19 protein-coding genes are annotated in these 20,000 nt (G+C 56.0%); 14 read left to right on the top strand and 5 right to left on the bottom strand.

From position 1 onward, the window contains the following. Positions 1–32 precede the first annotated feature (32 nt). Entirely contained in the window at positions 33–1,103 is a 1,071-nt protein-coding gene (locus F3J28_RS18430) for an SIS domain-containing protein (RefSeq protein WP_166878542.1), read from the top strand. 56 nt (positions 1,104–1,159) lie between these two features. Next, on the top strand, positions 1,160–2,530 hold the full coding sequence (locus F3J28_RS18425; RefSeq protein WP_286178336.1) for a PTS transporter subunit EIIC: 1,371 nt from the start codon (positions 1,160–1,162) through the stop codon (positions 2,528–2,530). A 2-nt stretch (positions 2,531–2,532) separates the two neighbouring features. Here F3J28_RS18425 and F3J28_RS18420 read toward each other — a convergent pair whose 3' ends face one another. Then, complete coding sequence (locus F3J28_RS18420) at positions 2,533–3,159, bottom strand: lysoplasmalogenase (protein WP_166878538.1); 627 nt, start codon at positions 3,157–3,159, stop codon at positions 2,533–2,535. Positions 3,160–3,280: 121 nt separating this feature from the next. Between F3J28_RS18420 and F3J28_RS18415 the strand changes: the two genes are divergently transcribed. After that, complete coding sequence (locus F3J28_RS18415) at positions 3,281–3,652, top strand: DUF2500 domain-containing protein (protein WP_166878536.1); 372 nt, start codon at positions 3,281–3,283, stop codon at positions 3,650–3,652. Here the strand turns inward: F3J28_RS18415 and F3J28_RS18410 are convergent. Next, positions 3,640–3,909 (bottom strand): DUF1145 family protein, encoded by a 270-nt coding sequence (locus F3J28_RS18410; RefSeq protein ID WP_096754169.1) that lies wholly within the window; start codon positions 3,907–3,909, stop codon positions 3,640–3,642. The two genes, F3J28_RS18415 and F3J28_RS18410, sit on opposite strands and share 13 nt — an antisense overlap. Before the next feature lie 5 nt (positions 3,910–3,914). Continuing rightward, positions 3,915–4,502, bottom strand: a complete 588-nt coding sequence (gene rsmD / locus F3J28_RS18405; protein ID WP_039288607.1) for a 16S rRNA (guanine(966)-N(2))-methyltransferase — start codon at positions 4,500–4,502, stop codon at positions 3,915–3,917. Between the two features lie 181 nt (positions 4,503–4,683). Between rsmD and ftsY the strand changes: the two genes are divergently transcribed. The 4 genes from ftsY to rpoH all read left to right on the top strand — a co-directional run bounded on the left by ftsY (position 4,684) and on the right by rpoH (position 9,129). Continuing rightward, complete coding sequence (gene ftsY, locus F3J28_RS18400; RefSeq protein WP_166878534.1) at positions 4,684–6,300, top strand: signal recognition particle-docking protein FtsY; 1,617 nt, start codon at positions 4,684–4,686, stop codon at positions 6,298–6,300. 2 nt (positions 6,301–6,302) lie between these two features. Next, positions 6,303–6,971, top strand: a complete 669-nt coding sequence (gene ftsE, locus F3J28_RS18395) for a cell division ATP-binding protein FtsE (RefSeq protein WP_008458576.1) — start codon at positions 6,303–6,305, stop codon at positions 6,969–6,971. Next, positions 6,964–8,019, top strand: coding sequence for a permease-like cell division protein FtsX (gene ftsX / locus F3J28_RS18390; RefSeq protein ID WP_045784745.1), 1,056 nt, complete (start codon positions 6,964–6,966; stop codon positions 8,017–8,019). The genes ftsE and ftsX overlap by 8 nt, the downstream gene beginning before the upstream one ends. 255 nt (positions 8,020–8,274) lie before the next feature. Continuing rightward, complete coding sequence (gene rpoH / locus F3J28_RS18385) at positions 8,275–9,129, top strand: RNA polymerase sigma factor RpoH (RefSeq protein ID WP_008458573.1); 855 nt, start codon at positions 8,275–8,277, stop codon at positions 9,127–9,129. A 35-nt stretch (positions 9,130–9,164) separates the two neighbouring features. On the opposite strand, the gene pdxR is transcribed toward rpoH, so the two are convergent. Further along, the gene (gene pdxR, locus F3J28_RS18380) at positions 9,165–10,655 is read right to left on the bottom strand and encodes a MocR-like pyridoxine biosynthesis transcription factor PdxR (RefSeq protein WP_166878532.1); all 1,491 of its coding nucleotides are present in this window, start codon (positions 10,653–10,655) and stop codon (positions 9,165–9,167) included. A gap of 118 nt (positions 10,656–10,773) precedes the next feature. Here pdxR and F3J28_RS18375 point away from each other — a divergent pair, with 118 nt between their 5' ends. From F3J28_RS18375 to F3J28_RS18365, 3 genes are all read left to right on the top strand, one after another. Then, on the top strand, positions 10,774–12,039 hold the full coding sequence (locus F3J28_RS18375; protein WP_166878530.1) for a 4-aminobutyrate--2-oxoglutarate transaminase: 1,266 nt from the start codon (positions 10,774–10,776) through the stop codon (positions 12,037–12,039). 134 nt (positions 12,040–12,173) lie between these two features. Further along, a complete protein-coding gene (locus F3J28_RS18370) occupies positions 12,174–13,418 on the top strand; it encodes an aromatic amino acid transport family protein (RefSeq protein ID WP_166878527.1) in 1,245 nt (414 codons plus the stop codon). A 256-nt stretch (positions 13,419–13,674) separates the two neighbouring features. After that, positions 13,675–14,778 carry a branched-chain amino acid ABC transporter substrate-binding protein gene (locus tag F3J28_RS18365; RefSeq protein WP_166878525.1) on the top strand — a complete coding sequence of 368 codons (1,104 nt, stop codon included), beginning with the start codon at positions 13,675–13,677 and terminating at the stop codon, positions 14,776–14,778. 306 nt (positions 14,779–15,084) lie between these two features. On the opposite strand, the gene panM is transcribed toward F3J28_RS18365, so the two are convergent. Continuing rightward, positions 15,085–15,465, bottom strand: coding sequence for an aspartate 1-decarboxylase autocleavage activator PanM (panM, locus tag F3J28_RS18360; RefSeq protein ID WP_166878522.1), 381 nt, complete (start codon positions 15,463–15,465; stop codon positions 15,085–15,087). A 398-nt stretch (positions 15,466–15,863) separates the two neighbouring features. On the opposite strand from panM, the gene livK reads away from it, so the two are divergent. From livK to livG, 4 genes are all read left to right on the top strand, one after another. Next, on the top strand, positions 15,864–16,973 hold the full coding sequence (gene livK / locus F3J28_RS18355) for a high-affinity branched-chain amino acid ABC transporter substrate-binding protein LivK (protein ID WP_166878519.1): 1,110 nt from the start codon (positions 15,864–15,866) through the stop codon (positions 16,971–16,973). Positions 16,974–17,035: 62 nt separating this feature from the next. Beyond that, positions 17,036–17,962, top strand: coding sequence for a high-affinity branched-chain amino acid ABC transporter permease LivH (gene livH / locus F3J28_RS18350; RefSeq protein ID WP_008457946.1), 927 nt, complete (start codon positions 17,036–17,038; stop codon positions 17,960–17,962). Then, complete coding sequence (locus F3J28_RS18345; RefSeq protein ID WP_166878517.1) at positions 17,959–19,236, top strand: high-affinity branched-chain amino acid ABC transporter permease LivM; 1,278 nt, start codon at positions 17,959–17,961, stop codon at positions 19,234–19,236. The genes livH and F3J28_RS18345 overlap by 4 nt, the downstream gene beginning before the upstream one ends. After that, positions 19,233–20,000 (top strand): high-affinity branched-chain amino acid ABC transporter ATP-binding protein LivG, encoded by a 768-nt coding sequence (gene livG / locus F3J28_RS18340; protein ID WP_008457941.1) that lies wholly within the window; start codon positions 19,233–19,235, stop codon positions 19,998–20,000. Before F3J28_RS18345 ends, livG begins: the two co-directional genes overlap by 4 nt.

Here is a 20,000-nt window from a genome sequence, read left to right as displayed (position 1 = left end):
AACGTTTTCAGGTTTTGATTACAGGAGAGCCGATGAAACCGACAATGATGACTTACATCCATGAAGAGCAGGCGACGTTAAGCGCCATGTTGTCTCGCTATCCGTCCGATCTTCCGGTGCTCGGTGGGCAGAAAGAGTGGCTGGTACTGGCCACGGGCTCCAGCATTAATGCGATCAATAGCGCGAAATACTACGTGGAAAATCTGGCGGACGTTCGTATCTCCGTCGAAGAGCCGTTCCACTTTCAGCATTACGAAAAATTCAGTGAAGCCACCGATCTGGTCATCGGCGTTTCCCAGAGCGGGGAAAGCACCTCGACCCTCAACGCGATTCAGCATATTCGCCAGACTCACCCGGTCAAAACGGTGGGCATCACCAGCAAAGCCGGGAGCGAGCTTGCCCGCGCCGTGGACCACGTGATTGATATCGAGATCGGCGAGGAACGCGTGGGCTACGTCACCAAAGGGTACGTTGCTACGATTCTGAAATTTATGCTGCTGGGCGTGTTTGTCGCTCGCCGCAACGGGAAGATCGACGCTGAGCAGGAAGCGGCTGAGCTGCATAAGCTGGACGTTGCGGTGAAATCTATTCCGGACGTGATTGCCGGTACTGAAGCTTTCTTCACCCAATGGCAGGCCGAACTGGCCGCTTCCCCGCGCTTCACCTCAATTGGCTACGGGCCGAGTGTAGGCGTGATCAAAGAGATGGAAACCAAGTTTGCCGAGACGATTCGCGTGCCGTCCCAGGGCATTGAGCTGGAAGCGTTTATGCACGGGCCTTATTTCGAAGTGAATGGCAGCCACCGGATGTTCTTTATTGATACGCCGGGCGTGGCTCGCGAGCGTTTATTACTGCTGAAAGCCTATGAGCAAAAATATACCGACTACGTGTACACCATCAAACTAGGTGAGGATAACGATCCGCGTACGCTGTCGATTACAGCTGATGTTGATGAATTTATTGCTCCGCTGATCGTGGTTATTCCTTTCCAGATATTGGCTCACCATATTGCTGAGGCAAAGGGCAATAATCTGCCGCAGCGGATCTTTACCGATTTTGGCGTGTCCGTAAAAAGTAAAACGAAGCCAGGCGATTACGCCTGAGGCACAGTGTTCCCTACACAATAATAACGTCCCTACCTTGCTACTGAGGAATGATTATGGCTACCTTCAGTCAACTTGCCCGACAGATAATTCAGCATGTCGGCGAGGCAGAAAATATAGAGCATCTTACCCACTGCGCAACCCGTTTGCGTTTTACTATCAAAGATAAAAGTAAGATTAATAAAGATGAGCTTTATAAGTTGCCAGAGGTAGTCAAACTGGTTGAGAACCCAGGGCAATTCCAGATTGTTATTGGGCCAAAAGTTGAAAAAGTCTTTCTGGCTATCACGGCGCAGATGGGGGAACCATCCTCAGAAGAAGCCTCTGCGCCGCAGGGCTCGATGATTAACCGCCTGCTGGCCACGCTGTCCGCTATTTTCACGCCTTACATCGGCGTGCTGGCGGGCGTGGGGGTGGTGAAAGGGATTGTGGTGCTGCTGCAAACAATGAACCTGGTGGATACCCATTCGTATGTGTTCACCGTGTTCAATGCGCTTTCCAGCGGCGTTTTCGTCATGCTGCCGCTGTTTATCGCGGTAACGGCTGCGGAGCGCTTTAAGGCCAATAAATTTAGCGCCCTGGCGCTGACGGCGGCGATGATTTTCCCGCTGACGGATGCCAGCGTGCCCGGGGCCTTCCACGTTATGGGCCTGGCGCTGAACGTGAAAATCTACGGAGGGGCGGTGATCCCGGCGGTCTTTGCCGTGCTCTTCCTGAGCCACGTCGAACGCTGGCTGAAAAAGGTGATCCCGGAGATCGCCGCGCTGGTATTCGTGCCTTGTTTGTCGCTGATCGTCAGCGGCTTTGTGGTGTTCACCGTGATTGGCCCGGTGGCTGACTATGTTGGCGTCGGCATCGCCAACGGCTATGCGTGGCTGTACAACCTCAGCCCGGTGATTTCCGGTGCGCTGTTAGCGGGGATTGGGCAGCTGTTCGTGGTGTTTGGCGTGCACTGGGGCATTATCCCGCTGGCGTTAATTAACATTCAGGTCAACGGCTATGACACCATTATGGCGATGTTTATGTCGGCGGTAATGGGGCAGTTTGGGGCGGTATTTGGTGCCATCTTTATTGCCCGTAACCTGAAAGATAAGCAGATTGCGATTTCCGCTTCGCTCTCCGCCTTCTTCGGCATTACCGAACCGGCGCTGTACGGCGTGAACCTGAAATACCGCATGTTATTTGTTTTCGGCTGCATTGGCGCAGCGCTGGGCGGCGGGATTACCGGCCTCCTGGGCGTGAAAACCTACAGCTTCCTGCCGGTGCTGAACGTGTTCGAGCTGGGGCTGTTTAGCGGGCCGGAATCGAAGATGATTTACGAGGTGATTGCTATCGCGGTGGCGTTTACGGTGCCTGCGGTGTTGACCATTATCTACGGCAAAACCCGCAGGCTGGAACCTGCCTCCCTGGTGGAAGACAGGCGTTAACCTCAGATATACAGGGCGCGAACAATCATAAAGTGCCCGGCAAAGTAGCAGGCGGCGGCAATGGCGCTGTCGCCTCTGAAGCGGTGACGATAGTGGCTGACCAGCCAGACAATATTGCCCAGCAGCAGCAGGCTAGCCCCTACAAACCCGGAGAAGTTCGGGGCCGTCGGGCGGAAGAAATAAAGCTCGGCGGCAAGCCAAACCATCACCAGCGTCATACCGATAAACGTCAGAATAGGCACGCGCAGCGCTTCCAGCCGCGTCCAGATAGTCGCGACCAGCAGTGCGCCAATAATCAGCAGAGCCAGCGGTAGCGGCCAGAAAATGGCCAAGCTCATCTGGCTGGCAAAATAGATGGTGTACAGCAGATGCGAAAGGAAGAATGCCCCCACGGCGTAAAGCAGACGTTGAGTGGGCAGTAGCGTGAGCGCATCGCCGACCAGCGTTGCCAGAAGACCCGCCACAATCAGGTAGCCGGCCGCTTCAAACATCGGTGCCTGCCAGGCCAGCAGCAGCAGGAGCAGCAGGGTCAGCGGCTTGAAAAGCCAGCGCTGCCAGGTGGAGCCGCGCCAGGAAGCATCAATGTAAATCCAGGCCGATAACGCAACAGCAATAAATGACCAAAGCATGGCATATCCTTATTTTAATTGTTGGCGTAACACCGTTCAGTCTAGTGGCTAAGCGGCGCAGATGACAACGGCGCGGCGCCAGGGTTATGCTGAAAAGTGTCTGACAATTAGAGAAAAAGCCATGAGCAAGCCCCCAGCTTTCATTATCGCCATCGTTGTGGTCATCGTCGTAGCTGCCTCTTTTCGCTATTTTCAGCAGCGCCGCCAGAATATCGAAAACGACGCGGCGCCGCTGAGCGTAAAAAAAGTGGTAGTGGCGACCAAGCGTGAAAAACCGTCCAACGACCGACGTTCGCGCCAGCGTGAAGTCACTCCGCCGGAAGACTCGATTCGCTATGAGGTTTGGTTTGCGCCACAGAGCGGCGGGATGGAAATGAAAATGCGCGTTGAAGCGGCGGAATACCATGCGGTATCGGTGGGAGATAAAGGTACGCTGAGTTACAAGGGGACGCGCTTTGTCAGCTTCGTCCCCGAAGAGACTCACTTGCCCTGACGCAGCTTTTTCTGCCAGACCAGCAGCTCAAACACGCCAAAAACGAAAATCTTAATCTGTTCACCGCGGGCAAGCGCCGGGCCGTCTTTCGGCTGTGTGGCTTTCAGCAGGCTTAGCTGCAGGCCGTGCATAATCACCATGAAGATCAGCGCGACGTTAACGAAAATGTTCAGCGGGCGCGGATAAGGGTGAACCAGGTTAAAGATCAGAAAGCCCCAGACGCAAAGCATCAGCAGGCGGCCAAAGTTAATCAGAATCGGCATTATGCGGCTCCTTGAGCTTCACGAATAAACAGGCGATAAGCCACCTGACCGGCGACTTTTTCACGGTGCAGCGCCCAACTGGCAGGCACCGCTGGCAGACCATTTTCCACTTCACTTTCTACGTAGATTAGCGCGTCATCCGCCAGCCAGCCGTTTTTCTCGAGCAGGCTGAGCGTTTCATCCAGCAACCCCTTACGGAACGGCGGGTCGACAAAGACGACGTTGTGCTGCGTGCCGGGCTGCGCGAGCACATTCAGCGTATTGGCGTTGAGCACTTTGCCATTGCTGGCTTTTAAGGTCGCGAGGTTCTTTTGCAACTGCTGGGAGACTGCGCGATCCATTTCAATCAGCGTCGCGCTGGCGGCATAGCGAGAGAGCGCCTCCAGTCCGAGCGCGCCGCTGCCGGCAAAACAGTCGAGGCAATGGGCATCTACCATTGACGGGGCCAGCCAGTTGAAAAGCGTTTCGCGCACGCGGTCTGTCGTCGGGCGCAGGCCGGGGCTGTCCGGAACCGGGAGTTTTCGACCGCGCCATTGGCCGCCGATGATGCGAATCTGGCCGGAACCAGAGGATTGGGGTTTCTTCATTGCTCTCACTGCGATGCTAAATTTTGCGGTTATTCTAGCGGCGCTCGCCCGGCCAGGAAACCTTAATCCACTGGCGTGATGCCGCGCCGGGAAAGTGATAGACTAACGCACTATTTTTTATGCCCGTGGCAAGCAGAATCGGGTCTGTGCCATGAATTAACAGCGAGGAGTGTAGTCGCAAATGGCGAAAGAGAAAAAACGTGGCTTTTTTTCCTGGCTGGGATTTGGCCAGAAAGAGCAGCAGCCGGACGTCGAAGCAGAACAAAAAGTAATAGAAGAACAACCGGTTACTGAGCAGGCTCCCGCGCAGGATGAACCTCAACAGCCTCAGGCTGCCGAGCAAGAACAGCAGGACTTAGTTAGTGAGCACTCACTGGAGGAGTCCGAAAAGTTTGCTGAGCAGGTCGTGGAGGTTAACGCCCAGCTTGCAGAAGAAGCGGAAGAAAAAGCGCTGGCGGCCGAGCCGGAAATGATTCCTGAGCCGGAAGTGACCGTTGAGCCCGAGATCGTGGCTGAACCAGAGCCTGTGGCGGTTATCGAGCCAGAACCCGCTGTTGAACCTGAGGCCGTTGTCGAGCCTGAGGTGATTGAACCTGCGGCTGTTGTTGCAGAGCCGGAAGTCATTGAGCAGCCTGTTGCGGCCGTGGAGCACGAAACGCTGCCGTTGCCGGAAGAGATTGCCGAAAATGTAGATCAGCCTGACGAGTGGCAGGCCGAGCAGGACGAAATCGTCAACGAAGAAGTGGCTGAAGCCGAGGCGCTGTTCGCGCACGAAGCTGCCGTTGAAGATGAAGCCGTGGCTGAAGAAGCTGTTGATGAAGAGCCGGAAGAAGAGGCTGCTCCGGTTGCCGTGCAGCAAGAGCAGGAAAAGCCGACCAAAGAGGGCTTCTTCGCCCGCCTGAAGCGTAGCCTGGTCAAAACTAAACAAAACCTCGGTTCCGGATTTATCAGTCTGTTCCGCGGCAAGAAAATCGATGATGATCTGTTTGAAGAGCTGGAAGAGCAGCTACTCATTGCCGACGTTGGAGTTGAGACAACCCGGAAAATCATCACCAACCTGACCGAAGGTGCAAGCCGTAAGCAGCTTCGTGATGCGGAAGCGCTGTACGGTCTGCTGAAAGAAGAGATGAGCGAAATCCTCGCCAAAGTGGACGAGCCGCTTAGCGTGGAAGGCAAAACGCCGTTTGTTATCCTTATGGTTGGCGTTAACGGCGTGGGTAAAACCACCACCATCGGTAAGCTGGCACGTCAGTTCGAGCAGCAGGGTAAATCCGTGATGCTGGCGGCAGGTGATACCTTCCGTGCGGCAGCGGTTGAGCAGCTTCAGGTTTGGGGCCAGCGCAACAATATTCCTGTTGTCGCCCAGCATACCGGCGCGGACTCCGCTTCAGTTATCTTCGATGCTATTCAGGCGGCGAAGGCGCGTAACATTGATGTGTTGATTGCCGATACCGCAGGGCGTTTGCAGAATAAATCGCACCTGATGGAAGAATTGAAGAAAATTGTCAGGGTTATGAAAAAGCTGGACGAAGATGCCCCGCATGAGGTTATGCTCACCCTCGACGCCAGCACCGGTCAGAATGCCATAAGCCAGGCTAAACTGTTCCACGAAGCGGTGGGGCTAACGGGCATCACCCTGACCAAACTGGATGGTACCGCCAAGGGTGGCGTAATCTTCTCTGTGGCAGACCAGTTCGGCATTCCGATTCGCTACATTGGCGTCGGCGAACAAATTTCTGATTTACGACCGTTTAATGCGGGCGACTTTATAGAGGCACTTTTTGCCCGAGAGGATTAACAATGATTCGCTTTGAACACGTCAGTAAAGCCTATCTCGGTGGGAGACAAGCGTTGCAGGGAGTGACCTTCCATATGCAACCGGGCGAGATGGCCTTTCTGACCGGCCATTCTGGCGCAGGGAAGAGTACTCTGCTCAAGCTTATCTGCGGTATCGAACGGCCCAGCGATGGGAAGATTTTTTTCAGCGGCCATGACATAAGTCGCCTGAAGAGCCGTGAAGTGCCGTTCCTGCGTCGTCAGATTGGGATGATCTTCCAGGATCACCACCTGCTGATGGACAGAACCGTGTACGACAACGTGGCCATCCCGCTGATCATCGCGGGCGCCAGCGGCGAAGATATTCGCCGCCGCGTGTCTGCGGCATTAGATAAGGTTGGCCTGCTGGACAAAGCGAAGAACTTTCCTATCCAGCTTTCCGGCGGTGAACAGCAGCGCGTGGGCATCGCTCGCGCCGTGGTAAACAAGCCGGCTGTGCTGCTGGCGGATGAACCGACCGGGAACCTTGATGATGCGCTGTCGGAAGGTATTCTGCGCCTGTTCGAAGAGTTTAACCGCGTGGGCGTAACGGTGCTGATGGCGACTCACGATATAGGGCTTATCTCACGTCGCAATTACCGTATGTTGACCCTCAGCGACGGCCATTTGCATGGAGGCCTGGCAGGTGAATAAACACAGTGCGCTCAACCATATCAAGCGCTTCAGCAACAAGCTGGATAAAATCAACCAACTGAATAAGTTAGGCGACCTTGGCCGTTCGGTGAAAAAACGTGGCAAAGGGCCGCAGTCTAAAAGTAAAGCCCTGAAAGGCGGCGTGAATGAGCAGTTCCGCTACGCCTGGGAAGGGGCGCTTCAGGATCTGAAGAGCAAGCCGCTGGCGACCTTCCTGACGGTAATGGTGATTGCCATCTCCCTGACGCTGCCTAGCGTTTGCTATATGGTTTACAAGAACGTAAACCAGGCGGCGACCCAATATTATCCGTCCCCGCAAATCACCGTTTACCTCGATAAGGCGCTGGACGATAACGCCGCGCAGCAGGTGGTGGGCGCGATTCAGGCGGAGGAGGGCGTGGATAAAGTTAACTACCTCTCCCGCGAAGAAGCGCTGGGCGAGTTCCGTAACTGGTCGGGCTTTGGCGGCGCGCTGGATATGCTGGAAGAGAACCCGCTGCCCGCCGTGGCCGTGGTGAACCCTAAACTGGATTTCCAGAGCACGGATCACCTGAATACGCTGCGTGACCGCGTGGCGAAGATTCATGGCGTTGATGAAGTGCGCATGGACGACAGCTGGTTTGCCCGCCTCGCGGCGCTGACCGGGCTGGTCGGGCGAGTGGCGGCGATGATCGGTATTCTGATGGTCGCCGCGGTGTTTCTCGTCATCGGTAACTCGGTGCGTTTGAGCATCTTTGCCCGCCGCGATACCATCAACGTGCAGAAGCTTATTGGGGCAACCGACGGCTTTATTTTGCGTCCGTTCCTGTATGGCGGTGCGCTGCTGGGCTTTAGCGGTGCGTTCCTGTCGCTGATCCTGTCTGAGATTCTGGTGATGCGCCTCTCTTCGGCGGTGACGGAAGTGGCGCAGGTGTTCGGAACTAAGTTCGATATCAGCGGCCTGGGCTTTGACGAATGCCTGCTGCTGTTGCTGGTCTCGTCGATGATCGGCTGGCTGGCAGCCTGGCTTGCCACTGTTCAACATTTACGCCGTTTTACGCCGGAGTAAAAAGTTTTTGATATACTCATTCCCTGCTACGATAACGTCGTCCGCAGGGAGTGCGTTTTACACCGTAGTGACCCCTGCGATGCTGCAATAACCGTCACACTTTGTGTGTAATCTATTCACAGCTTTACATTGAACTTGTGGATAACATCACTGTCTGAGAGTACAGTGAAGGGTACGGTCTGGGCCTGACGTGTTGTCGGTGCGCCTCAGCCACTTGAATGGCAAGCCGTACTTAGTCTCTAAGAGAGGGTTTGAATGACCAAAGAAATGCAAAATTTAGCTTTAGCCCCTGTTGGTAACCTGGAGTCGTATATCCGGGCTGCAAACGCCTGGCCGATGTTAACGGCTGAGGAAGAGAAGGAGCTGGCTGAAAAGCTGCATTACCAGGGCGATCTGGAAGCAGCGAAAAAGCTGATCCTGTCTCACCTGCGCTTTGTTGTTCATGTTGCGCGTAACTATTCCGGCTACGGCCTGCCGCAGGCAGACCTTATCCAGGAAGGCAACATCGGCCTGATGAAAGCAGTACGCCGTTTTAACCCAGAAGTGGGTGTTCGCCTGGTCTCCTTTGCGGTGCACTGGATCAAGGCTGAAATTCATGAATACGTGCTGCGTAACTGGCGTATTGTGAAAGTCGCGACCACCAAAGCACAGCGTAAGCTGTTCTTTAACCTGCGTAAAACCAAGCAGCGCCTGGGCTGGTTTAATCAGGACGAAGTCGAAATGGTGGCTAACGAGCTTGGCGTGTCCAGCAAAGACGTGCTTGAGATGGAGTCACGCATGGCGGCGCAGGATATGACTTTCGACATGTCGAATGACGACGACGCTGACGGTCAGCCGATGGCGCCGGTGCTCTTCCTGCAGGATAAGTCTTCCAACTTTGCCGACGGCATTGAAGACGACAACTGGGAATCTCACGCCGCAGACAAACTGAGCGATGCGATGCAGGGCCTGGATGAACGCAGCCAGCAGATCATTCGCGCGCGCTGGTTAGATGAAGACAACAAAAGCACGCTGCAGGAACTTGCAGACCGCTATGGCGTTTCCGCCGAGCGCGTTCGTCAGCTTGAAAAGAACGCGATGAAAAAACTGCGCGCCGCTATCGAAGCTTAACGCCGATACACACGTCGCACTAAGAGCGCCCCACTTTATGTTGGGGCGTTTTGCTTTTTATGCTCCGGCATACATGCCAGCAGCACGGTAAACGCCGCTTCCATTTCGCTCTCCGGCAGGCTGGCGAACCCCATCAGTAATCCCTTCTTGCGCCGTTCGGTCAGGTAGTAACGCGACAAGGGCCGCACCAGAATATTGCGGGCGTTCGCGTGCTCAGCAATCGCCACATCATCGGCCTCATCAGGCAGGTTCAAAATCAAATGCAGCCCGGCGTTATCGCTAAAATCTGACAGCGCCTGTGGCCCGCAGTGGCGGGAGATCAGGTCGGTCAGGAAGGCGCGACGGCGGCCGTAGAGCAGGCGCATCCGGCGAATATGGGCCGAATAATGCCCGGCGGTAATAAACTCTGCCAGCGCCTGCTGAATAAGCGAATGCCCGCCGCGATACAGTTCCGCATGGGCGGTTTTCAGGTCATTGACCAGCGGGCGAGGCAGCACGACGTAGCCGAGCCTTAAGCCCGGATAAAGCGTTTTACTGAAGGTGCCGATGTAAACCACCGGCGCGTCGGTGACCAGCCCCTGCAGCGCCGGAATAGGCTGGCCAGAAAAGCGAAATTCGCTGTCGTAGTCATCTTCAATAATCCAGCTGCCGTGCTGGCGGGCGAGTGCCAACAGGCGCTGGCGGCGCTCCAGGCTCATTACCGCCCCCAGCGGGTACTGATGAGATGGCGTGACGAAGATTAAGCGCGGCGCTTCGGTCACTTTCTCCGGCGGGCAAAGGCCGTTCTCATCGACGGTGAGCGGCGTGACCCGCACATCATTCATCGTCAGTACGTGGCGGATGCCCCAGTAAGAAGGTTCTTCGATCCACGCCAGGTCGCCTCTGTCGCACAGCATCCGGGTGACCAGATCGATAGCCTGGTGGATCCCTTCGGTGATCAGGATTTGGTCGACCTGGCAGTTTACTCCTCGGGAAACACGCAGGTAATCGACAAGGGCATGCTGTAGCTCTGGCGTACCGCCGTTGCAGCTATAGCTCAGGCGCTCCGGCTTAGGGCGGCGGCTAATGCGCGCCTGGATCTTGCTGAATAGCGGATGAGGGAAGGCGTTGACGTCCGGTACACCGGGAATAAACGCTCCCCACTGGCGCGGGCTGGCGCTCACCTGAGAAAGAAGATGCTGTCCGCGGCGGGAAATAGATACCTTAGAAGCCGGGGCCGTGCCGCCTTCGCCAGGGCTTCCCGTGGAGGTGAAGCGATCCGGCAGCGTTTTTTCAACAAAAGTGCCGCTGCCCTGGCGGGATGAAACGTACCCCTCGGTCATAAGCTGCTCGTAAACTGTTAACACAGTGTTACGAGAAATGCTGAGTTCGCTGGCTAAGTCGCGGGAGGCGGGCAGGCGGCTGTGGGGCGGCAATGAGCCATCCAGAATGGAACGGCGCAGCGCATTATAAAGACGTTTATGCAGCAGGATATCGGTCTCTGCCTGTAGCCTGACAAGAATCAAATCACCCACTAAGTCTCGCAATTGGATCCCTCAGATAAACTGAATTGGTACTCGATTATAGGGCCAATACCTGTGTAAATAAACGACATTGTTTCTGATTTGTTGCGATAAAGTGACTGACTTAACAGGAGAGAACAAGGTGAAAAGTGCAGAGCTGAATCAGCGTCGTTTACAGGCCACGCCGCGCGGTGTGGGCGTGATGTGTAGCTACTTTGCAGAGAAGGCGGAGAACGCCACTCTGTGGGATGTGGAAGGCAACGAGGTTATCGATTTTGCCGCCGGGATCGCCGTGCTGAACACCGGCCATCGTCACCCGAAAGTGATTGCCGCTGTAGAAAAACAATTGCAGGCCTTCACCCACACGGCTTACCAGATTGTCCCTTATGAAAGCTACGTTTCGCTGGCCGAGCGTATTAACGAACTGGCGCCGATTGACGGCCCGGCGAAAACCGCGTTCTTCACCACCGGTGCAGAAGCGGTTGAGAATGCGGTGAAAATCGCCCGCGCTTATACCAAACGTCCCGGCCTGATCACTTTCGGCGGCGGCTTCCATGGCCGTACCTTTATGACCATGGCGCTGACCGGCAAAGTGGCACCTTACAAAATCGGTTTTGGCCCGTTCCCTGGCTCTGTCTACCACGCGGTTTACCCGAATGCCGCTCACGGCGTGACGACTGACGATGCGCTCAAAAGCCTGGACCGTATCTTTAAAGCCGATATCGCCGCGGATCAGGTCGCGGCCATCATACTGGAGCCGGTTCAGGGAGAAGGCGGCTTCAACGTGGCGCCCCCTGAATTTATGCAGGCGCTGCGCCAGCTGTGCGACACCCACGGCATTCTGCTGATTGCCGATGAAGTACAGACCGGTTTCGCGCGTACCGGCAAGCTGTTTGCGATGGACTATTACGGCGTCAAAGCCGACCTGATGACGATGGCGAAAAGCCTGGCCGGTGGCTTCCCGCTGTCCGGCGTTGTGGGCCGTGCCGAAGTGATGGATGCCCCTGCGCCCGGCGGCCTGGGCGGGACCTATGCGGGCAACCCGCTGGCGGTTGCGGCGGCGCATGCGGTGCTGGATGTGATCAAAGAAGAGCAGCTGTGCAAGCGTGCCACCCAGCTTGGTGAACACCTGAAAGAAGTCCTGAATCAGGCGCGCCAAAGCTGCCCGGCGATTGTTGACGTGCGTGGACAGGGCTCGATGGTGGCGGTGGAGTTTAACGATCCGCAGACCGGGAAACCTTCGCCAGAATATACCCGTGAAGTTCAGCTGAAAGCGCAGGAACAAGGGCTGCTGCTGCTGAGCTGCGGCGTCTACGGCAACGTTATCCGCTTCCTTTATCCGCTGACCATTCCTGATGCTCAGTTCACCAAAGCGCTGGCCATTCTGTCCAGAGTGCTTAAGGGCTAATCCCTCTGTAGTTTGCGGCGGCAGGGAAGCCCGCCATAACACGAGGCGGCCGCAGCGCTTTTTGCCGTGGTTTATCACCCTGATATCCCCTGTTTTCCGGCGGGCGTTGCCGCCGGAGTAATACGGAAAATATTATGTCTGAAAACTCCACCTTCTCTCCCGCCGTTGCGCGCGGGGAGCGGACTGCTGTCCCCGGTAAATCCCTGAGTTTCGTTGAAGGCGTGTCGATGATTGTCGGCACTAACATCGGCGCGGGCGTGCTTTCTATCGCCTATGCCTCGAGCAAGGCGGGATTCTGGCCGCTGCTATTCTGGCTGGTGCTGGTGGGCAGCCTGACCACCGTGACGATGCTTTACGTCGCTGAATCCACTTTGCGTACCCGCCAGCATTTGCAGCTCAGCGGGCTGTCGCTGCGCTACGTCGGGCGCTTTGGCGCGCTGATGATGTTCCTTTCCGTCTGCGTAAACAGCGTTGGGGCGTTGACCGCCTATATGACCGGCAGCGGCAAACTGCTGCACTCTTTGTTTGGTATATCCCCGGCCCTGGGCAGCGTGCTGTTTTTTATCCCGGCTGCGGGCGTGCTGTACATGGGCCTGAAAGCCATCGGGCGCGGGGAAAAGTTCATTAGCGTCGGCATGGTGGTGATGATCGCGGTGCTGGTGATTGCGACTTTGCTGAAAGAGACGACCAGCGTCGGCTACCTGCTGGAAGGCAACTGGCTTTATATGGTACCGGTGTTCAATGTGGTGGTGTTCTGCTTCTCGGCGCAGTACATCGTGCCGGAGATGGCGCGTGGTTTTGCCGACAAGCCCGAAAAGCTACCGAAAGCCATTATCGTTGGCATGGTGGTGACCTTCGCGCTGCTGGCCCTGGTGCCGATGTCGGTCATCATGCTTAACGGGCTGGACGATATCTCTGAGGTGGCGACGATTTCCTGGGGGAAAGCGCTGGGAGAGTGGGCATTCTTCTCGGCGAACCTGTTTGCACTGTGCGCCATGCTGACGTCGTACTGGGGGTTGGGCGGGAGTTTCCTGACCAATATCTTTGACCGCTTCCGCCTGGGCAGCGATGAGCCTTCTCTGAAGCGTTTTCTGGTACTGCTGGTGGTCGCGATCCCGCCGTTTGTGCTGGCCTACAGCGGGCTGGTGTCGTTCGTGAATGCGCTCTATTTTGCCGGCGTGTTCAGCGGCGTGATTTTGTCGATTATGCCGATCCTGATGATTAAAGGCGCCCGCCGCAGCGGCGATATCACGCCAGGCTGGACCTGCCCGGCGTTCATGACCCACCCGCTGATCCAGATTTTCATCGTGTTGCTTTACCTCTGCAGTGCCGTTTATGCGGTTGCTTCCGCTCTGGGATATTTGCCGGCAGGTTGGTGATTCCGAGGCTTGCTCCCCCGCGCCCGGAGGCTTTCCGGCGCGGTTATTTTTTGTCACATTCCCGTTATCTAACCTTCAAATATGTCTTTCCAAATTATCGCAAATGGCGCTATGTTTAGCATAGTGTGCTGCCGTAGCGCCGGCTGCTGCCCTTAAGTTAGCTATCATATGCTTTTCTTATACCTACAAACAGAATAATGCGCTAACAAACAACAACACAACAAATTCAATAACCATAACAATGGGGACTCTCAGGATGAAAATGACGGGTAAAGCCTTACTGGCAGGATGCATTGCACTGGCAATGAGCCACGCGGCGATGGCAAAAGATATTAAGGTCGCGGTAGTAGGGGCAATGTCTGGGCCGGTCGCGCAATATGGCGATCAGGAATTTACCGGTGCCGAGCAGGCGGTGGCTGACATTAACGCCAAAGGCGGGATCAAAGGCGACAAACTGGTTATCACTAAATATGACGATGCCTGTGACCCGAAACAAGCGGTCGCGGTAGCGAACAAAGTGGTGAACGACGGCATCAAGTACGTGATCGGTCACCTGTGTTCTTCTTCTACTCAGCCAGCGTCTGACATTTACGAAGACGAAGGCATTCTGATGATCACCCCGGCGGCTACGGCACCGGAGCTGACCGCGCGCGGCTATAAGCTGACTCTGCGTACTACCGGTCTCGACTCCGACCAGGGCCCAACCGCGGCGAAATACATTCTGGAACACGTGAAGCCTAAGCGCATTGCTGTTATCCACGATAAGCAGCAGTACGGCGAAGGTCTGGCGCGCTCCGTGCAGGACGGCCTGAAAAAAGGCGGCGCTAATGTGGTGTTCTTCGACGGGATCACCGCCGGTGAGAAAGATTTCTCCACGCTGGTTGCTCGCCTGAAGAAAGAAAACATCGACTTTGTTTACTACGGCGGCTACCACCCGGAAATGGGGCAGATCCTGCGCCAGTCCCGCGCGGCTGGCCTGAAAACGCAGTTCATGGGGCCGGAAGGCGTGGCGAACGTTTCCCTGTCTAACATCGCCGGGGATTCAGCAGAAGGCCTGCTGGTGACCAAACCGAAGAACTACGATCAGGTTCCGGCCAACAAACCGATTGTGGACGCGATCAAAGCGAAGAAACAGGATCCAAGCGGCGCATTCGTCTGGACCACCTACGCAGCCCTGCAGTCGCTGGCTGCTGGCCTGAACCAGAGCGCAGATCCGGCGGCAATCTCCAAATACCTGAAAGGGGCGACCGTGGATACCGTGATGGGGCCGCTGTCGTGGGATGAGAAAGGCGACCTGAAAGGCTTTGAGTTCGGCGTGTTCACCTGGCATGCCAACGGCACAGCCACTGACGCAAAATAAAAGCAAACGGCAACCAAAGGGTTGCCGTTTTAGTGTTTTCGCGGGCGATGAGCGCCGGGTTACAATTCAACCCTCACCCCGGCCCTCTCCCAGAGGGAGAGGGGGAAAACGGCGACGGGGAACATTGTTTATTCCCTGTCCCAGAGGGAGAGGGGAAAACGGCCGACGGGAATATTGTTTATTCCCTCTCCCTTGTAGGGAGAGGGTTAGGGTGAGGGTAAACAAGCAGCGACGTTGTGGATGAGGGAAAAGCCGTACCTTCATAGAGCGACTTATTTGCTGCAAGGATGCAGGTGGGAAAGCCGCTTACCTCCCCCAACCGCCGCTCTGCTCGCGGAACCCGGAAGCCTGCATAAACGCCGTCATCACGGCATGATCCTCAACGCCAACATCCGCCAGCCACCAGTGTTTAATCGCCGGGTTATCCCGCATGACCTCTTCCAGCAAATACTGACCCACGCCCCGGCGGCGGGTAATTTCACGAACGCGCAGAGAATCCAGCGCTCCGGCATCCCCTGTGAGCGTGACGCGCACCGCGCCGAGCAGGCGTTCGTTAAATTTTGCGGCGTAGATCCTTTCATTGTCGCTAAGGGTCAGCGAACCGCTTGAGTATTCCGGCCAGATCTTGCCGAGGTCAATTTTATCCTGAGCGCTAAACTCAAACAGACGAATGATAGTGAGTTTCATAAGTGACCTAACCAAAAAGCGGGAAAACCCCGAGTGTAACCAATTTATTTGCCTCAGACGCTTTATCTTTTTTATGCCGTTCAGCAGTTGATTACTTTTTAGCGAAAAGATAAGCCAGCCTTTAACGCGGCAGATTGAATCCTGACCAGGATAAAGCACTAAAATCCAGTGAATTGTTCGGCTCTTTGTACCGCTATTTTATGCTGATTTTGGTGCTTTTTTTTGTTTAACTATGGCGAAATACAGAATATTATCTCTACTTAATCGCCTGAAAAATAGAGAGTTTAGTCTGATAAATTGTAAAATTTACCGCTAACTCCTTAACGGCACTGATAAAAATGGTCATTGATTATAAAAGGTACTGAGTGCTTTTTAACCAAGTTATGGGGATGGAACGAATGAAGATGAACGCGAAGACATTACTGGCCGGGCTGGTGGCGTTGGCCGTGTCTCACGCGGCAACCGCGGGTGATATCAAAGTGGCTGTTGTCGGGGCAATGTCAGGCCCGGTCGCGCAGTGGGGCGACATGGAATTTAACGGCGCTCGCCAGGCTATCAAAGACATCAACGCCAAAGGCGGGATCAAAGGCGACAAGCTGGTTGGCGTTGAATATGACGATGCCTGCGATCCAAAACAGGCCGTGGCGGTTGCCAACAAAATCGTTAACGACGGCGTGAAGTACGTTATCGGCCACTTGTGCTCCTCTTCCACCCAGCCAGCTTCTGACATCTATGAAGATGAAGGCATCCTGATGATCACTCCGGGCGCGACCAACCCTGAGCTGACCCAGCGCGGCTACGGCATGATCATGCGTACCGCTGGCCTCGACTCTTCCCAGGGCCCAACGGCGTCCAAATATATTCTGGAACACGTTAAGCCGCAGCGCATCGCGATCATCCACGATAAGCAGCAGTACGGCGAAGGTCTGGCGCGCTCTGTGCAGGATGGCCTGAAAAAAGGCGGCGCTAACATCGTGTTCTTCGACGGGATCACCGCCGGCGACAAAGATTTCTCCACCCTGGTGGCGCGTCTGCAAAAAGAAAATATCGATTTCGTTTACTACGGCGGCTACTACCCGGAAATGGGGCAGATCCTGCGCCAGGCACGCGCCGTTGGCCTGAAAACTCAGTTTATGGGGCCGGAAGGCGTGGGTAACGCTTCTCTGTCCAACATCGCTGGCCCTGCGGGCGAAGGGATGCTGGTCACCATGCCTAAGCGCTATGACCAGGATCCGGCCAACAAAGCTATCGTTGATGAGCTGAAAGCGGCGAAGAAAGACCCGAGCGGCCCGTATGTGTGGATCACCTACGCGGCAGTTCAGTCTCTGGCAACTGCCATGGACCGTACCGGCAGCAAAGATCCTGCTGCGCTGGTGAAAGATTTAAAAGCACACGGTGCGAACACCGTGATTGGGCCGCTGAACTGGGATGAGAAAGGCGATTTGAAAGGATTTGAATTCGGTATCTTCCAGTGGCACGCCGATGGTTCGTCCTCCGTGGCGAAGTAAGGCGAAGGCTGCACAGTCATCCCACCCCCGGCCTATGTCGGGGGTTTTTAAAAGGTTAAGTTATGTCCGAGCAGTTTCTCTACTTCCTGCAGCAGATGTTTAACGGCGTCACGCTGGGCAGTACCTACGCGCTGATCGCCATCGGTTACACGATGGTGTACGGCATTATTGGCATGATCAACTTCGCCCACGGCGAAGTGTATATGATCGGCAGCTACGTCTCTTTCATGATCATCGCCGCGCTAATGATGCTCGGAATTGATGTGGGCTGGATGCTGGTAGGCGCAGGCTTTATTGGCGCCATTATCATCGCCAGCGCCTACGGCTGGAGCATTGAGCGCGTCGCCTACAAGCCGGTGCGTAACTCCAAGCGCCTGATCGCGCTGATTTCCGCCATCGGGATGTCCATCTTCCTGCAAAACTACGTCAGCCTGACGGAAGGTTCGCGCGACATCGCGCTGCCAAGCCTGTTTAACGGGCAGTGGATTGTGGGGGCGAGCGATAACTTCACCGCCACCATCACCACCATGCAGCTGGTTATCTGGGTTGTGACCTTCTTGGCTATGCTGGCGCTGACGCTGTTCATCCGTTATTCCCGCATGGGCCGCGCCTGCCGCGCCTGTGCTGAAGACCTGAAAATGGCCAGCCTGCTCGGGATTAATACCGACCGCGTTATCTCGCTCACCTTCGTCATCGGTGCCGCGATGGCGGCAGTAGCTGGCGTACTGTTGGGCCAGTTCTACGGCGTAATCAACCCGTACATCGGCTTTATGGCAGGGATGAAAGCCTTTACCGCGGCGGTACTTGGCGGCATCGGCAGTATTCCTGGCGCAATGATTGGCGGCCTGATCCTCGGCGTGGCCGAAGCGCTGACTTCAGCCTACCTGAGCACGGAATATAAAGACGTCGTCTCCTTTGCGCTGCTGATTGTGGTGCTGCTGGTGATGCCTACCGGGATCCTGGGTCGTCCGGAGGTTGAGAAAGTATGAAACCGATGCATATTGTTTTTTCGCTGCTCTCCGCAGCCATGTTCTTTGTTTTAGCATCGGTATTTATGGGCGTTCAGCTTAGCCTGGACGGCACCAAACTGGTGGTGAACAGCGCGCCTTCCGTGCGCTGGGAATGGGTCTACATCGGCACCGCTGCGGTACTGGTGTTCCAACTGCTGCGCCCGCTGTTCCTGAAGGGCGTGAAGAAAGTGTCCGGGCCGAAGTTTGTGCTGCCGGCGCTGGATGGTTCCACGGCTAAGCAGAAGCTGTTCCTGGTGGCGCTGCTGGTTGCCGCTGTGGCGTGGCCGTTCCTTGTTTCACGCGGCACCGTAGACATTGCTACATTAACCATGATTTACATCATCCTCGGCCTGGGGCTGAACGTGGTGGTGGGGCTGTCTGGCCTGCTGGTTCTGGGCTACGGCGGCTTCTACGCTATCGGCGCTTACACCTTTGCGTTGCTGAATCACTATTACGGCCTGGGCTTCTGGACCTGCCTGCCGCTGGCGGGCCTGGTGGCTGCTGCCGCAGGCTTCCTGCTCGGCTTCCCGGTACTGCGCCTGCGTGGGGACTACCTGGCGATCGTGACGCTGGGCTTCGGGGAAATCGTCCGTATCCTGCTGCTGAACAACACCGATATTACCGGCGGCCCGAACGGCATCAGCCAGATCCCAAAACCGACCTTCTTCGGCCTGGAGTTTAGCCGTACCGCTCGCGAAGGCGGCTGGGATACCTTCAGTAATTTCTTTAACGTGGCCTACGACCCGAGCGACAGGATTATTTTCCTGTACCTGGTAGCGTTGCTGCTGGTGGTGCTCTCGCTGTTCGTGATTAACCGCCTGCTGCGTATGCCGCTTGGCCGCGCCTGGGAAGCGCTGCGCGAAGATGAAATCGCCTGCCGTTCACTGGGCCTGAACCCAACCCGTATCAAGCTGACTGCGTTCACCATCAGCGCAGCTTTTGCGGGCTTTGCCGGGACGTTGTTCGCCGCACGCCAGGGCTTTGTCAGCCCGGAATCCTTCACCTTCGCCGAGTCGGCGTTTGTGCTGGCGATTGTGGTGCTAGGCGGGATGGGCTCGCAGTTCGCGGTGATTCTGGCCGCTGTTCTGCTGGTGGTTTCCCGCGAGCTGATGCGTGACCTGAACGAGTACAGCATGCTGGTGCTCGGTGGCCTGATGGTGCTGATGATGATTTGGCGTCCACAAGGGTTACTGCCGATGACGCGTCCGCATCTGAAGCTGAAGAAAGAGCAAGTGAAAGGAGAGCAGGCATGAGTCAGCCATTGTTATCCGTAAGCGGTCTGATGATGCGTTTCGGCGGCCTGCTGGCCGTCAACAATGTCTCGCTCGAGCTGCATCCACAGGAAATTGTTTCGCTTATCGGCCCGAACGGCGCCGGTAAAACCACGGTGTTTAACTGCCTGACCGGCTTTTACAAGCCGACCGGCGGCACCATTTTGCTGCGCGACCAACACCTGGAAGGCTTACCGGGCCAGCAGATTGCGCGCATGGGCGTGGTGCGTACCTTCCAGCACGTTCGCCTGTTCCGTGAAATGACGGTGATTGAGAACCTGCTGGTGGCGCAACATCAACAGCTGAAAACCGGTATTTTCTCGGGCTTGCTGAAAACCCCAGGCTTCCGTCGCGCCCAGAGCGAAGCGCTGGACAGAGCGGCCACCTGGCTCGAGCGTATCGGGCTGCTGGAGCACGCTAACCGCCAGGCAAGCAACCTGGCCTATGGCGATCAGCGTCGCCTTGAAATCGCTCGCTGCATGGTGACCCAGCCGGAAATCCTGATGCTGGATGAACCTGCCGCCGGCCTTAACCCGAAAGAAACCCATGAGCTGGATGAGCTGATCATGGAGCTGCGCAATCACCACAACACCACGGTGTTGCTGATTGAGCACGACATGAAGCTGGTCATGGGCATTTCTGACCGTATCTACGTGGTGAACCAGGGAACGCCGTTAGCCAACGGCACGCCGGAGCAAATCCGCAACAACCCTGATGTCATTCGCGCCTATCTGGGTGAGGCTTAA

The organism is Enterobacter sp. Ap-1006, from assembly GCF_011752835.1.
In the GTDB taxonomy this organism is placed as follows: domain Bacteria; phylum Pseudomonadota; class Gammaproteobacteria; order Enterobacterales; family Enterobacteriaceae; genus Cedecea.
Note: the sequence above shows the minus strand (reverse complement) of the source record. Positions and strands in the feature narration are given on the sequence as shown.